This is a genomic window from Weissella tructae (assembly GCF_000732905.1).
Classification (GTDB): domain Bacteria; phylum Bacillota; class Bacilli; order Lactobacillales; family Lactobacillaceae; genus Weissella; species Weissella tructae.
On sequence record NZ_CP007588.1, the window covers coordinates 620,794 to 637,294 of the forward strand.

Annotated in this window: 13 protein-coding genes; 6 read left to right on the plus strand and 7 right to left on the minus strand. The window is 36.9% G+C overall.

Features of this window, described 5'->3' with window-relative positions; translation table 11 throughout:
* Positions 1-40: 40 nt before the first annotated feature.
* Positions 41-1,381 (minus strand): DUF3800 domain-containing protein, encoded by a 1,341-nt coding sequence (locus WS08_RS03025; RefSeq protein ID WP_009765359.1) that lies wholly within the window; start codon positions 1,379-1,381, stop codon positions 41-43.
* Between the two features lie 178 nt (positions 1,382-1,559).
* Here WS08_RS03025 and WS08_RS03030 point away from each other — a divergent pair, with 178 nt between their 5' ends.
* From WS08_RS03030 to WS08_RS03060, 6 genes are all read left to right on the plus strand, one after another.
* Positions 1,560-1,730 (plus strand): type II toxin-antitoxin system RelB/DinJ family antitoxin, encoded by a 171-nt coding sequence (locus WS08_RS03030; protein ID WP_009765358.1) that lies wholly within the window; start codon positions 1,560-1,562, stop codon positions 1,728-1,730.
* A 252-nt stretch (positions 1,731-1,982) separates the two neighbouring features.
* On the plus strand, positions 1,983-2,372 hold the full coding sequence (locus WS08_RS03035; protein WP_009765357.1) for a DUF805 domain-containing protein: 390 nt from the start codon (positions 1,983-1,985) through the stop codon (positions 2,370-2,372).
* A 35-nt stretch (positions 2,373-2,407) separates the two neighbouring features.
* Positions 2,408-5,308: a MucBP domain-containing protein gene (locus WS08_RS03040; RefSeq protein WP_144242024.1), complete on the plus strand. Its 2,901-nt coding sequence runs from the start codon at positions 2,408-2,410 to the stop codon at positions 5,306-5,308.
* Positions 5,301-6,989 carry a pre-toxin TG domain-containing protein gene (locus WS08_RS06905; RefSeq protein ID WP_009765355.1) on the plus strand — a complete coding sequence of 563 codons (1,689 nt, stop codon included), beginning with the start codon at positions 5,301-5,303 and terminating at the stop codon, positions 6,987-6,989. The genes WS08_RS03040 and WS08_RS06905 overlap by 8 nt, the downstream gene beginning before the upstream one ends.
* 18 nt (positions 6,990-7,007) lie before the next feature.
* A complete protein-coding gene (locus tag WS08_RS03055; RefSeq protein ID WP_009765354.1) occupies positions 7,008-7,445 on the plus strand; it encodes a hypothetical protein in 438 nt (145 codons plus the stop codon).
* A 510-nt stretch (positions 7,446-7,955) separates the two neighbouring features.
* Positions 7,956-8,987: an IS30 family transposase gene (locus WS08_RS03060; protein WP_009765353.1), complete on the plus strand. Its 1,032-nt coding sequence runs from the start codon at positions 7,956-7,958 to the stop codon at positions 8,985-8,987.
* Positions 8,988-9,928: 941 nt separating this feature from the next.
* On the opposite strand, the gene WS08_RS03065 is transcribed toward WS08_RS03060, so the two are convergent.
* From WS08_RS03065 to WS08_RS03090, 6 genes are all read right to left on the minus strand, one after another.
* Positions 9,929-10,507: a hypothetical protein gene (locus WS08_RS03065; protein WP_009765352.1), complete on the minus strand. Its 579-nt coding sequence runs from the start codon at positions 10,505-10,507 to the stop codon at positions 9,929-9,931.
* A 203-nt stretch (positions 10,508-10,710) separates the two neighbouring features.
* On the minus strand, positions 10,711-10,995 hold the full coding sequence (locus tag WS08_RS03070) for a sigma-70 family RNA polymerase sigma factor (protein WP_009765351.1): 285 nt from the start codon (positions 10,993-10,995) through the stop codon (positions 10,711-10,713).
* A 248-nt stretch (positions 10,996-11,243) separates the two neighbouring features.
* Entirely contained in the window at positions 11,244-11,747 is a 504-nt protein-coding gene (locus tag WS08_RS03075; protein ID WP_009765350.1) for a hypothetical protein, read from the minus strand.
* A 206-nt stretch (positions 11,748-11,953) separates the two neighbouring features.
* Complete coding sequence (locus WS08_RS03080) at positions 11,954-12,502, minus strand: hypothetical protein (RefSeq protein ID WP_009765349.1); 549 nt, start codon at positions 12,500-12,502, stop codon at positions 11,954-11,956.
* Between the two features lie 24 nt (positions 12,503-12,526).
* The gene (locus tag WS08_RS03085; protein ID WP_009765348.1) at positions 12,527-12,805 is read right to left on the minus strand and encodes a hypothetical protein; all 279 of its coding nucleotides are present in this window, start codon (positions 12,803-12,805) and stop codon (positions 12,527-12,529) included.
* Between the two features lie 145 nt (positions 12,806-12,950).
* Positions 12,951-16,490, minus strand: coding sequence for a bifunctional glycosyltransferase/CDP-glycerol:glycerophosphate glycerophosphotransferase (locus WS08_RS03090; RefSeq protein ID WP_009765347.1), 3,540 nt, complete (start codon positions 16,488-16,490; stop codon positions 12,951-12,953).
* Positions 16,491-16,501: the final 11 nt, after the last annotated feature.

Sequence of the window (16,501 nt, forward strand, 5' to 3'; positions counted from 1 at the left end):
AAAAGCCATTAAAGAAAATCTTTAATGGCTTTTTTGTTAGTTAAAATGGCTTAGTGCTTCCATCTTCAATCGCGTCTTCAATGGAATCGTACAACGAATGAATGTTCATAAATTGATTGTTCATTTCATAAAATTGTTGTTGCATTAACTCTTGAGAAACAGTCCAGTGTTGATTAGCTTTTTCAAACACAGGTAATTGGTTGAAGCTTTCTTCTTGAATGACTGTCAAATATCCTTGTAATTGCCATAGATAATCGCTAAATGTACTGTGCATGACGCCGTATTGACCAGAATCTGATCCAAAAGAATGACTGTACGTTGCTCGTGCTAAATCTATATGCTTCTTATGAGGGTTCAAGCCCTTTTCAAATAATTCTGTCATTCGTTGAACTTGTCCGGGTCTATTTGGGTCTACGGCACGAGAGTCCATTGTTGCAATCAACTTACCGTATAATCCGGCCAAAAAATCACTAGCCTGCAATCCAGGATATTCTTTTGAATCTAGGTTTTCCTGAATATCTGAAAATCCATTCTGGTGTAATCCTTCAGCTGGAGCGTCGTCATCTAATAATATTGTAATGGAATCTTTGGCTTCTTTTGCGGCTGATAAATCACCATTTAAAAACAAGTCTTCCAAAACGAATAAATCAAGTCCATAAGCTAATTGGTCCGTAGGAAAAGGATACGAAACTAATGATATATTTTCTGTTCTAAAAATTTTCGCAGTATCGCGAATTATTTTTATCAATGTTCTATACATATCTACTTGTCTTGTAGTACGTGAGTGCCCTTGATATTTTTGAACCACACGAGAAAGTTGCATTTTTAAGGTATTTAGCAAATCAGCAGTGCTTAAATCAGCATCATTAAGTGCCTTAGTTAGATCACCACCGAAGTATTTGTCTTCTGTACGTAAAAATTTTGTGATGGTGTATAAGAGTGGGTAAGGATTAAGATTGTGTCTATCAAGATAATAAAACCAATTTTTAAGTTTAGCAGCAATAAACACTTCACTCTTATCAAATGCACTTAATTGAAATGTAGAATGAGTATCATCTAGTAATTGAAATAAATCTAAATAGAACTGCGCAGCTGCGGTTTTGATATCAGCAAGTGTAGTAACATTTTTTAGAAGAGTTAGTGATTTTAATTCTTTAGCTTGTGCGCTACGTTGATTGGCATAGTAATCATCTACCATCTTTTGGAAACCAGTATCAAATTCACTTTGCTTTGATTTAGGAATGGCAAGATAAATACCCACATAGGCTGGAATGTTATCACTGCTAGACCCAAAAAAATTAAACTGATCCTCTAAATTGTCTGAAATAGATACGCTTTTAGAAGGACCTTTTTCATCAAAATAAATGTTCACATCTTTCATAATTCAAATCTCCATTCATATATAGTTCACTACATCACAATTGTAAACCTTTTGTGGAATGAAGTACAAATTAAATGAAATAAACATTGCTTTCCGATTTAAACAGCGTAGAATAAGTATCGTGTTATATGACACATACATAAATTTATCGGATAGAGAAAAGGAAGAATACATACTCATGACTGAAAAATTGATCCAACTACGCGTAGAAGATAACGTTAAGGATAAGTGTGATGAATTATTCGCTGCTAACGGTTTGACAACACAAAGCGCCATCAAGATGATGCTTACTCAAGTAGCACATAGTGGTGAAACACCATTTGATAACTTGTTTGCGCCACACAACTAATTCCTAAACAACTAAGAAGCCATACATATACTGTATGGCTTTTTTTGATACGAAACAAAAATTGGTATTTATGATTTACCGTGGTTTTCTATGATAAATACGAAAAGACGTTCTTTATTTTTGATTATTTAAAACGAAAAATGTTTTTATTTTAAAAAAACTAAAAGTTAAGGTTGTATTAAATTTTCAGACTTGCTATTCTTATGTCTTGTAAGAAAAATTTATCGAATCAGTATAAGGAGAGTAGTGTTTATGTATTTGTTGAAGGATTTTTGGACTAAGATGTTTGATTATAAGGGACGTGACGATCGTAAGAGTTTCTGGGTAGGTTACCTAGGAAATGCGGTAATTATTGTGGCGGTATACCTATTTATTTCAATTCTAATGGGAGTTGTGTCTGGATTCATGGAGTTAGAGGATGAAGGACTATTGGTTCTTGAAGTTATCCTACTAACGAACTTGATTTTGGCCATGTTTATCTACTGGATTGCTAGTTTGCCAGCCATGACACGTCGTTTGCGTGATGCTGGATTCAGCCCTTGGTGGACTGTTGCCACAATGGTACCAATGCTACAAATCGTCCCATTCATCTTGTGGTTCTTCCCTACAAAGAATGACCGTATGGTTGGCTACACTGATTAATTCAGTGTACTAAAGGGATAACGGGATAATTAAATATGAAAAAAGTATGGAAGAAAGGCCTCGTGTGGGTGAGTCTTTTGGCTTTAGGAACGTCACAGTTCTTATCTTTTAGCCAATTGATTGTCCACGGAGCTGGTCAGCCGATTTCGGTCAATCACCAGTCTGTTTTACCTAATGGTGTAAAAACAGACATACGTGGAACCATTAGCTCAATCAACGACCTGAGTAATGGGAATGTAAAGGTTAAATTGATTACTCAATCAGAAGCTGATCCTAAAGAATTAGATGATATTTTACTGGATGGCGCACTACAATTTGGTGGTAATTCACAATTGATTGTGGAGAAGGGGAATGCGAGCCAAAATAATGCGACGTCTGTCTCTTTTGATCCACAAGATAAAGGTGCTTTGCCACAGGTCTTGTTCACTAACGTGGGAACAACCAAATCCGGTCAAAACGTTGACCTGGGATGGGAAGTCACGAAATATCGTAAGCCAAAAGATGAATCACGTTTGACATTGCGAGTTGGAGATCAAGGTGCGTTACACGCGTCTATGCGTCAATTAGGTGGAATTGAATCACGTTTGACGTTCTATCATGCCGGGACTAAAAAGCCGATTAACTTGATGATGTTCCCCGCAATTAATGACATTGATTACTCACAAGCATTCAAGCTATCAAACGCAACACTGTTAGGTGCCGGTAGTAATATTACTGCAGGTCCCAATGGATTAATGCTATCTGATCCAACACCTGTTAATGGTTTAGCAGACTTTCCTTTGGGTGGTTTGTTGTACCAATACTATGGTAGTGAGTTATTAACGATGTACAATTCTTTGCATGCTGATGATGTTGAACCTGCTTCAAACGGTTATGACATTTTTGGTGCATTCGGAACAATCAAAAGTATTGAAGTTGCTAAGCCAGATTTTGGTGAGGTAAAAATTCCCAAAGCAAGTTGGAAATATACGGATAAGGCACTAAAGGCGAATGATGATGTCGCGATTGAATTAGTACAACCAATTAATGCCCTGGACAAGGACATTAATCACCGTTATGAAAACTGGGAAACTAAATTTACGCTTCCTGAGAAGCTAAATGATGCGAAGATTGAATTAGTTGATAACAACGGTAACGTCGTACCAACAACACAAAAGAAGTTATCTGATGGTCGTTATCAAGTAGTCGTAACCCCTGAAACCATGAAGACATTAGGCTTCAAGGGAGAAACATACCGTTTCAAGATTACAGGTAAAGTTGATGGCAAGATTACGGATCAAACAACCTGGCAATTTGTAGCGGATACCAATATTGATAAGATTAAGGATACAATCGCAACCAAGACTAAGCCAATTGAAAACAAAGCTACAGTGACGGTTCGTTACTTACGTAAGGACACCACTGAAGAAATTGCCAAGACCCAAACAGCTAAGTTTGGGTATGGTAAGCCCTGGGAAATTAAGCTTGGTAAAGACGTAACAGGTTACATTCTGGATGCAGAAAACGCCGCTAAGCTATCTGGCCAAATCGTTGATTTCCACGAAAAGAATATTGATCTGGTTTATATTCCTCGCGAACAAAACCTAACGGTCAATTTCATGTTAGAAGATGGGACACCGTTAGGTAAGACTGACGTTCCTGCTTTCTACAACGAATTATATGGTTCTTCAGCGAACGATATCGACGATATCTATTCATTAGTTGTCGAAAAGTTACCTGAAAACGCCGCTGGTTTATTAAAGTCAGAAAATGAAAATGTGAACTATACGTACCGTAAGACACGTGGTTATTGGGTTGAATTGAATTACGGGGCGCAAGCTATCACACGTATGGATTATCGTGGAAACATTCGATCAAACGGAATTGACTATAACGACGGTGAATTAATTACGCTTGTGAATGATAAGGATAACGCTTTGATCGTGCAACATGATGTTGAGCGTCAAGGTGGTATCTCACAACAATCTTTGACTCCTGGTCAATCAGTCGATGTGAAATTAACGACCGGTGATAAGGTAACTGTTAGTCTAGATGACCAAGGAACAGCTAAGATTTTCCGTGACTCTGCATATTACGATATGACGAGTGAAATCAAGCAAGGTAATTGGACGAATACAACACGTATCTTTACAGGTGATAAGAAACTTGTTGAAGAACAAATCACCACGATGAATGGTGTCTCTGGTGAAATTATTAGCCGTACAACAAAGCAAATTTCGGATGGTTACACGGTCCAAGCTGAAGTTGTGACCAAAGAACAAGGTCAACCAAACACTAAGGCAATCAACGTTCCTGGAACAGAATTTAAGCGTTCAGTAAAACTATCTGGTAAGCCACAAACTGCATTGGCAGCCCTTGCGCCTGTATCTGATACAGAAGTACAAGAGCTACCCATTGAAAACGAAGCGGCTGATCCAGTCTTTACACCGGAAGATACTGTGTCTGGTGCAGCTGAAATGCCTGTGAATGACGAAAACAAGTTCGATGAAAATGCGCCTCAAGGTGACTTAATCGACGACGAACGCGCCATGAAGAATTTGACTGACCAAAACAAGGTGAGTGTGTTCAAGGATGGCAAGTTGCTTAAGGAAGGCACAATTCCAAATGGTCAACAACTGACAGTTGAAGAACTAGAAGAGCCTAAACCTGAAGCAAAGAATGATGACAAGGCTAAGGATGCTAAACCATCTGATACGTCATCTAAGCATGCAGATACACCACAAGTTGATCCAAACATTTCCATAACACCTGACGAAAATGGTAATATCACGACCCAAGAACCTTGGAATCCTTTGTCTAAGACAAGTGGTCAATTACCAGGAACTGGGTGGGTATCAAATGCCTGGGTGAAAGCAGCAGGTGTTGTATTGTTGATTATCCTTATTTTGGCCGGATTCGTGATGTTGATGCGTCGAGGAGGGAAAAATCATGTCTAAACGATTTAAGAAATTCCTCAAGCACTTTAATATCTCAATGGTTGTGGTCCTATTCATTAGTTCTTTTGGTGTTTTACCTTCTGCCTTAACAGCAGAACAGGTACATGCGGCCGAAAAAGTCCTCAATAATGGTCAATACCAACAAAAAGTTGGTAGCGCAGAAGTCTATGATTACGGGAAAGATACAAATCCGCGTCAGCAACAAAAGACAACGGTTGATTATTCTCGTGAGGGAAGTCCTCGTGAAATTCCACAACCAGAACCAGTGCGTTTCTGGAAGTCAATCAAGAAAGCTACAAAGAGCATTGGAAGAGCTGTTTCAAAGCCGTTTCGTGCGGCCAAAAAGTGGGTTGCGCCTAAGCCAAAACCAAGGTACATTCCTAAACCAGCTCCAAGGCGTTGGTCACCACCACGTGCAGCCAAGCGTTGGGTTCAAAAGGTAGCTCCAAAGTGGAAAGCGCCTAAGCGTAAAGCACCAAAGAAGCAGGCACCTAAGCGAAAAGCGCCAAAGAAGCAAAACAAGAAAAAGCAGAATAAAAAGAAAAAGGCTCCGAAAAAGCAAAATAAGAAAAAAGCAAAGCCTAAAAAGAAGAAACGTCCATCCTTGATGAGCAAGGCCAAGAAAAAGGCCAATAACTTAAAAAAGAAAGCGAAAAGCAAGGTAAAAAACGCTTCTAAGAACGTTAAAAAGGCCGCTAAATCAGTTAAAAAAGCTGCTAAATCGGTCAAAAAGGGCGCTGTGAAAGGCTTTAAGAAGGCACAACAATGGACTAAAAAGAACAAAGGTAAGTTCATAAAAGCTGGAGACGTTGTTGGAGATTTCTTAGGTCTGAAGGATGGTTATGCTGTCATTACTGGTAAGGATTGGTCAACTGGTAAGAAGGTATCTCGTGTTAAGTCTGCAGGTTGGCTATTAGTTGGATTTACCCCTATGGGTAAGGCAGCTAAAGGTGCTAAAATAGCAGGTAAGGGATTCAAAGCAGCCAGAGCTGGTAAGAAGGCTAATAAGGCTAAGAAAGCTGCCCCTAAGAGAAAATCTAGTCCTTTGAAGAAGGGGGCTAAGTTCGGTAAGAAGCTGAAGAAAAAGATTACTCCTAAGAAGAAATCTTCTAAGAAAAAAGCCCCTAAGAAAAAGAATTCAGCGTTGCAAGCTGGTAACCGCGCCCAACGTCGTGCCGCCAACAAGAAGGGGCATAAGGGTTCTAAGAAGAATAAGGACAAGGTTAACCAAAAGCGCCAAAAGCAAAATAAGGCCGCTAAACAACAACGTAAGAATACTAAAAACGCTAAGTCTAAGAAGCGTAATTCACCACTGAAGAAGAGCAATTCTAAGGCTAAGAATCTGAAGAAAAAGAATTCAAAGCCAAAGAAAAAGTCTACCAAAGGAAAAGTCGATAAACTTTCTCCTAAGGAAATTAATAACATGTCCTTTGATGAATTATGGAATAGTGTCCCTGTAAATCAAGGATGGACTAGAACGAATTTTAATGGTCGAGTCCACATCCGTAGACCAGATGGAACCTTTAGAGTTCGTATTGATCCTCCAGATAAAATCACTAAGTATCAACACATGCATGTTTATAATAAAAAAGAACAGTTATTAGACATAAAGGGCAATGTTGTTGATAAAAATAGCCCTGCGGGTCATATTCGTTGGAATCATAAAGTCCCAAGTAAGTAGAATAGGAAGAATTAAATTATGAAAAACCTCGAATTACTGCAAAATCAGATTGATGCTACTAAATATTGGGACATGCCAATTCTAGATGTTCAAACACAATATTTTGGCGACGAACTCTATATTTATATAGAAAGTGATGAAGAAACCTGCTGGAAAATAAGCTTTTTATCTTGTTACAAAGTTGATTATCAAACAGATGTTAATTGGCGATCTGCTTTCTTTGAAAGTAAAGGTACATGGGAACCATTTCATGAAGTTAAAAATATGCGAGGCGGTCAATTGGGATATTTTGGACAAGACATCACGGTTTCACATAATGACGAGGTCAAAGGATTGATGAACGTTTCACTGGATTTATCAATTATGTATATGAATATTGTATGTCGTGACATTGTTGTAGAAAAGGTAAATATGTCAAAATTAGATTTCTTTTGGCAACATGACGTAAAAAAATAGGTTTTTAGAACACTGTACTTAATTGTATGGTGTTTTTTTATAGTTACATTTAATCCGATGTAACCCTCAACTGGCACTTTCGCTAGGATAGACCAATTCAGATACATTAAGTCTTTAGTGCAAACAATCAACTTCCACGAACTTTTCAAAAACACATAAAATTTCACTTAAAAGGTCATATAACGCAAATTTCAAAGCATTTCATAAACGATACGTTAGTTAAAAGTTCTAGAAAAACGTTATTTAAAATAGTTTTTAAACACTGATGTATAGGTGTTTATCGTACATCTAAATATAAAGTATAACGTACATCTAAATATAAAGTATAACGTACATTATACTTTATATTCCATTAACAACTCATGCTAAGACCGCCCAAGTATTATTCTGTATTTCTATCTATTCAAAAAATCATATAGACCATTTGTGTACTCAAAACTATTTAATTGGTAATATTATCAATTGGTGTTGAAACCCAAAAGATTTATAACATGAGGTAGGAAATAGAAGATGGCTAAACGTTTAACATTCGAAGATAGAGTTAGAATCGAAACATTTATAAAGATGGGTGAAAATTTTAGTACAATTGCCAACCAATTAGGGGTTAGTCGAGCAATTATATCCATCGAAATAGATAGATCAGTTTCAGAACACTGGCCCAATAAAATGAAAGCGCGGTTATATGATGCACGGCGTGCCGAGTGGTTGTCCATAGTACGTAAAGAGCGACCAAGAAAAGAAGGTGTGACAACAAAATTAACTAAGCGACGTTCTGAATACATAAGAGATAAAATTGTAAACGATAAATGGTCACCTGAACAAATTGTCCAGTCAACGCCTAGACTTGGCGTCTGTGTTGACACTATTTACCGTTGGATTAACCAAGGTAGAATTAAAGGCGTCAGAAACACCGATTTAAGACATAAAGGAAAACGACATAAACGCGCTATGAGTCAACGTACCTGGGCAAGTTTACGCACGAAATCTGGTGAGAAACGACGTACTATCAAAGAACATACGATTGAAAATAGACCTGATCATATTGGTGAACGTAGCAGGTTTGGGCATTGGGAATTAGATGGTGTTGAGTCAAAGAAATCTAGTACATTGTTGCTGACATTTGTTGAACGTAAAAGCAGATACGCAGCTGCAATTAAAGTAGCTAGCAAACACGCTGATGATATTCGTCTGGGTATTGATACATTTATGAGTCGTTACCAAGACTACGTAAAATCAATTACCTGTGATCGCGGTTCAGAATTTATTGCAGCATCTACACAACAATGCTTTAAGGACTACAATATCAAATATTATTACGCGCATGCATATGCACCATATGAACGTGGATCGAACGAAAACTTTAATGCCTTACTTAGAGAATATTTTCCTAAAGGTACTAACTTTAAAGACGTGACACAAGAGGATATCTCAGACGCCGTAACAGCAATTAATAAGAGACCAATGCGTCTACATCGGTTTAAAAGTCGTCTCAGTGCGTTTGAGAGACACGTAAAATACAAAGACAGATACCGAATAGTCTAAATCTTTATAGCAATTCACATAATCTAACGAGTTACGAAAGCCTAGAATTTTTAACAAAAATGAGTAGGTTTATTTAAATAGGCTTAATTCATCAAGTTTTTTCAATAAAAAAGACAAAAATAAAAACACCGTCATATCAGGTGCTTAAACAGTGTAAATGCGATTAATTTAAAACATGGTTCATGACTGTTAAAAGTTAAGTAAGCAAACGCCGCAAACACCCTAGTTTACATAATATATATTATACAAAGTTGCGTTATGTCGGGAATTTGTCAACTTGTAAAATAACACGTTTTTAATCTTATTTATTAACGAGCATTTTAATCACATTTCATCTCTCAAACATCTATTATATCGGTGTTTGAGTTTTTTGATTTTGTCATAAATATTTTTGGTTTTTTCGTATCTACTTAAATAAGCGTACCAAATTTCAAGAAATTTGAACACGAATATGAAATTCAATCTGAGCTATATTAGCTCTAACTTGCTTTTTGATCTCACGTGTCGCTCAAACGCACTGAGACGACTTTTATAACGAGGTAGACGCGTTGGTCTCTTATTAATTGCTTGTACATTCTGGCTGAGTGACTTTATTGAAGTCGGTACCTTTATTTAGGAAAATATCCTCTTAGTCATGCGTCATAGCGAGTTTTACGTTCAACAAACGTTAAGACTGTCCCATTTGATTTGTGTGACTCGACACCATCTAATTCCCAATGACCGATACGGTTCCAGCTGTCGGATCTGTTTTGGTGTGATAACTGTCATGAATACGCTTACTAATTGCTTGTGTATGATGTTTTACTTTGTGTCTTAAGTCAGTATTAGAGACCCTTGGGATTTTATTGTAATTAATCCAGGTGTAAATAGTGTGTGGTGATACATCGATTAACTGTAAAGAAAAACACCATACATTTCTGTATAGTGTTTTTGCGCTATTCCTAATGGGTTAGATTAAACAACCATTGCAGATTTCGCCAAGATTTAGGCTCTCCTTCATAATTAAGTTGTACTTTAATATAATTATCCGTTCCTTGTTTAAATAAGTTATAGGTCTTATCTTTTTCGACATTAGAAATAGTTTCGTTTTCATAACGATCTTTTATCCATGTATTATCAGGGCTAAGAACAAAACGATATTTATTTTGCGGTTCTTTTTTATCATAAAAGTAAGCCGAAATCCCACTCTTATCGTATACCTCGTATGACGCATCTGCATGCAGTGTGATATCCTCAACATCTCGCCAAGAATTTTTTGCTTCTACTTTGTATGCTAAGATCTTACTTGGGTGACGTGTTCCTATCCCGCTTAACTTAAATTCACTAGTCTCGGATAGACTATTTGTAGTAGTGGTACGTAAATCTGTATTTAAGACGTTATAATAATCGGTTTCCCCATATTTTTGAACCGTATAATACATAAAATATTGGCTGAAATTTGCATAAACAAGTATACAGATTATTACACTCACAATAGGTAGCGCAATACCTGTACAAATGATGGTTATCATTTTTTTCATAATTTTGTAGCCTCCTGCAGGAACGAAATGCGTCAGTATATCAGAAAACAAAAAAACCACTTAACCGATGAAAGCTAAGTGGTTTGAATTGCTAGTAGGAACCAACAATGTCATTTCTTACACATAGTATACCATGTTATCTGTTGAATGCAAAAAACACCTAGGTAATCACTCCTAAATGGGGTCAGAACAAAGATATTCCCTCATGCCTCATTCGTATATACATTATAAAACCAACCAATAATTTCAGGATAATGCTTCAATTGTTTCAATGAACGTTCTTCAATTGGAACAATTGATGTAGCTGAAATTTGGAACATGGTCGCAAGTTCCTCATCTGTACGAATAGGATTCTTATCTCCAATCCAGTATTTAAAGCGTAATACGTATTCATCACGAGGAGATAATTGATCTAAAATTACATTCAAACGTTCATGTTTATCTGCTTCTAAACCAGCGTTTGGCTGCATATCGTTTGTTTCTACCATTTCAAGAATCAAATCCTGACATTCCACAGTCCTTACTAAGCTGTTTAACTCCACCAACGTCTTTTAATTGACCCTTGGAGAACGTTTCTTGATCTAATCTAAATGTCTAAGCGCTCAGTTCTAATGTGTTCGATTAAACAACCATTGTAGCAAGTATCCGGCTACCCTTCATAGTCACGTTGTTTCTTAATAAAATTATCTGTTCTATGCTTGAATGCAGGTTCTTTTTCTGACAAGTTTATCTTACGCTATTCGATTAAATTAATTTTCTCTCTCACTTCATACACCGCTTTGATTCGCTCTTGTGTCTGATTTATATACGTTAAAATAGTAGAAATATCCATTTCTTTTCGCATAATTGTTCCGTTCGAATGAACAATGAAGCTCTCATATACCACTTGATTGCCCTGTATTTTAAAATTATTTGGCCTTAAATTTCGAGGGTCAGATTTAGTTTGTTCATAAACAAAGTGATTACCATCAGTTGGATTCTCAATTACTAATTTATCCACGTTGGTTAATTCTTTCCACCTAGCAATCTCATTTCCAACTTCCGTATACCCGTAATAAACAATTGCCGCGGCCATCAATGTTTCATCATTTTTTAAGTGTTCTGACGTTAACGCGTCTAACTGAGGTTCTTTTTTGTTCTCATTTTTTATCCGGGACACATTTACATCATGTGATCCAGTTTTCCGTACACTGCCATAAATGGTTATCCCTAGCATGATTACTAGTCCGAGTGTAATCATTATTTTAACTATCTTTCGCATATTTGTACCCGATACCTGTTAAATTGTCTGATTTACGTAACCAGACATGTGTTTCGTTATAGTAACCTAAGAACCCTTGGGATAACATAATAAATGTATAAAAAGCGCCCATAACAGATGTTTTCTATCTGGAATGGCCACTTTTTATACGATGATACATACCTCGGTGTCCTGTACAATATGCCTTATGCCTTTAAATATTCGTCTATTAAATGATTTTGCACACTAACAATATCTAATCCGACAATATCTCCCTTGTCTAAGTAAATGCGGTCTACTATGACAGCCTCGTTAAAATCAAATGCTAGTAGTTCTACTTTTGTTTCATCATGACTCAATATTTTTCCCGTAATTAGCTCATCATTTAGCATTACTGTTAATAGTCTTCCGGAGTCAACTGTGTGATCTATAAGCGCATCTAACATGATATCGTCATCCAAAGACTTTAAGTCTGCTTCGAGATTGTATATATCATACGCAGCAACATCTTTATTATACTGAATCAGTTTAGTAAACATATCAATATAAGGTGTATCTTGTTTTACGTCTCTAATTACCGTTATATCAAATACCTCTAAACTATCAAATTGCCCCATCTCATTAATGCTTGTAAATAACACAGACGTATCATTCACTACACGAATATATCCCAAACTAAATGATGTGTTTTCTAGCTCTAATAAATACAATTCAACCAACTTATCGGTATACTGTACTAGATCATTCTTATTCATTAAGTGACCCCTTCCTTAAAATATCTAGATTTTCCAGAAACCCAATCCAAAACCACTTAAAATACTGCGCTTATTTACAGCCGCCATCAATAGTGTCACCGATATAGGTACTCCCATCTGATGCTTTCGTACAATTCGTGATATACGATCCGGAAATGCCATTAATTCAATACCTTTGAAACTTTTATCTAAGACGTGTTCTTTACTATATGTTAAAAATTGACCAAGTTCCGTTTCAACGCCAACATCTGTAATCGCTTGATCAAATAGTGAAAGTAATTCTTGTTGCTTTGTTTTTTTCATATGATCATGCTCCTTTACACTGAATATACACTGTTAGTATCAGTATCAAAAGAACTAATTTTGATTTAAACGTTTTACATACCACAAATAGTTTAGAAACAAAAAATAAGCCTGGATATTAGATATCCAGGCTTATTTCTATTTGTTATTTAAATAATTTATCAATCATGCGCTTACCTGCATGTCCATCATCTAATGATGTATAATCTCGACGGAAAGTACGCCATGCGTCACCGTACAAGTTCATATAATCATCAGAATGTGTGATGGCTTGAATTAATTCTGATTCAGAATTAACAATCCATCCTGGTGCCGTTGGTAAGTATGGCATTAATCCACCACGTGTCTCTTCATACAAATCTAAGTCTGGTACAAAGAAAATCATTGGCTTCCCAGTTTGGGCGTAATCAAATCGTAATGATGAATAATCAAGTACAGCCATATCGGAAGCAATAATCAAATCCAAAATTTCTGGATAAGTTGTTGCGTCAATACCACTTGCAGTTGATACTGTATTTCCCGCACGACGATTCATAGCATGTCCACGGATTAACAATACATATTCATCACCCAGCTTCTTAGCTAAGTCATCATAACTAACAAAATCAACACGGTTTGACTTAAATTCGTTGTCTGATGCATAGTCACGGAAAGTTGGTGCATACAAAACAATTTTCTTATCAGCCGGAATGTTCAGGCGTTCGCGAACGCGCTTATTGATTAATTCGCGTTCTGCCGCACGTTCTGGATCGACCAAAATATCATTACGTGGATGTCCAACTTCTAGCATTTCACCCTTGAAGTTGAAATTACGTTGATATAGCGGTGTTGCATATGGTGCTGGTGACAAAATGTAGTCCCATTCTGCTTCTCGACGTTGGAATGACTTAACACGTGACATGTCAAATCCATGAGTCAAGAAGAAATCACGCCCCATCTGCTTATATGGATATCCATGGAACGCTTGGACAATACGCTGTCCAGGCTTCTTCACCATATAGTCAACTTGATGCACATTTTCAACTACTGTACCAGCAGTCGCTAACAGATCAAACCATTCATCAGAATTAATAATTACTTGGTGTGTCCCTTCAGGAACAACCACACTTGGGTTTTGTACAGCCCAATAGATTTCGATATCAGACAAAGCTGGGTCTAGTAAGATTTCATGTGTTAATGCGACCGCATTATCAGTCACAGATTCACCATAGTACGTACGGAATAAAATCTTCTTAGGATCAACAGGTGCCGTAGAATTCTGGTACTTAGTCATCATACGACCCCAACCGTAACCACCTTTGTTATCATCGTGCAATTTATTGAACAATTGGAAATATAGTTTCTTAGCTGAGTAGTTATACTCTAAGCGACTAATTTGATATCCGTTGTCATAGACATTATCTGGTAATGTACGAATGAATGCTTCATCATAGATAACATTTTCATCGCGGCCCAATGTGTTTTTAAATGAAATACTAAAACGCAACAATGGTAGAGCCATCATTTCACCAAATACATCATGATTCAATGGCAATTCGATTTCGTTAACTTCATTAGGAACTAAGGTAACAGGCATCGTTCGTGTAAGATCCCCTGACTTAACGCTTAATGTTGTTCCAAAACTTTGTGGACCATGATTACGTACGAATACACGCATCTTCAAGAAACCAGGAACCATGTGGGCACTTTTAACTTCAATGACACGAGTTCCTACGAAACGAGCTGATCCTTGTGCAACATTTGTGATAACTGTATTAATATCTGCTAACACAATTGGGTTGTCATCTTTAATGAATCCCAAAATACGGTTACCGTTTTGGTTTTTAAAAGATAGACGGAAATCATGACGTAAAGGTGTTAAGTAATCAGTAATCAACTTGTTTTGTCGTAACTTTTTCATATTAACAACAACACGATATACGTTATTTTCATCTGATTCACTTACTGGAATCAACTTAACGCGAACGTTCTTGCGATTAAAGCGAACTTTAGAATGTACAGATGCCGAAATAAGTTGGGCACCAGAATGTACAGTCATCGTTAATTGTTGGCCCTCTACTTTATCAACTGAGTATGTGGCAATTGGCACATACTTCAAATAATAAAATTGCTTGCCTGATTCCGTACTGTGCTTAATACGTAGTTGTGACGTTTCTGACAAAGTTAGGTTCGCCCAGCGACCAGTAGCATTGTTTCGGCGTCCTGAGACATCTTTTTCAAAGAACAAGTTTCCGGCTGAAATTTCCACCTTTAATTTAATACATTCGTTAAATGTATCAAACACTGCAGGTAGTTGGAATTCATAGAAATTAGGTGAATAATCTGCCCACCATTCTTTATGCTCACGAATTGTGTAAGGTGCATCATATTGACCAATTGGGTCTAATTCCGCAACTGTTTCAAATTCTTCACCCGTTTTTTCGTCAAATTTCACTAACTTCAAACGTACTTTATAGTCGAATTCATGCGCATCAATCTTTGTAATAAACGCATTTAATGAGATTTTTGGCCCTTCACTAGTCATTTCCCATTTATCGATGTCGATACGTGGTTGGAAAATTTCATGTAGGACGTGACCTTCAGAAGAAAAATTGTCAATGTAAGCTAGCGTTGACCAATCAACAACTGGTGTCCCGTGGTCATTAACTAACTTCAATTTGTGGTTTGAAATATTTGTTGCGAACAACAACTGATCAAACACTTCATACTCGTCATTATCAAGTAAACGGTAGGCAACATCAACAATTGCATCCAATTGTGTCTTGTCGTCAAGTAAATGGTAAAACTTTGGTAATTCTGAGAAAATCAAAGCGTTATATTCATCATCGACTTTATTGTAACGACGCATGATATAACGTAGATCGTTATTTAGATTTTGAACTAAACGTGGCTCTACAGCCTTAGGTGCAAATTGTCCTAAAATTTCTAGCGCTAAACGCGCCGCTTCGACACGTGATTTTAAATCGTCAACGGTTGTCTGATGAGAGATTGATGAGTCCAATTGTACCCAGTGCATTTTATGCGCACCAATAATATCAATTCCATTCTTAGCACGTGAATATAGCGTTGCTGTAAATGGTTGATCTTCGTAGACGATTCCTTCCATGAAGCCTAAATCAGCTTCACGATAATAAGAATGGCGGATCAACTTTCCCCATGGCGTTGACGCTTGTAATACTGCTGGAAATTCTTCTACGCGAAATTTTTGTTTTGATTGTGAAAACAACTTTTGAATCCACACACCTGGTTGCTTGGGCTTTTCATCATAAATCAAATCATATCCCGTAATCGCAACATCAGACCCACTTGTTTCTAATGAATTGTATAGAACCTCTAACGTATCATTATCCATGTAGTCATCCGGGTCCAAGAAGAAGATGTATTCTCCTTTGGCCGCTGCAACACCAGCATTACGTGCACTAGAAACCCCACCATTAACCTTGTCCACCAAACGAACACGAGAATTAAATAGCGCTAATTTTTTGGCAATTTTTGCCGTGTTATCAGTAGAACCATCATTTACAATGATGATTTCGATATTGGCCAAAGTTTGCTTCAACGCAAGTTTAATGTTTTTTTCTAAGTATTCTCCTGAATTATATGCAGGCACAATCACACTTACTAATTTAGTATTTTGCGTCTTTTTAGTAGGCATATGAGCTGAAATTTTCTTTTTTACATTCATAACGACTCGTT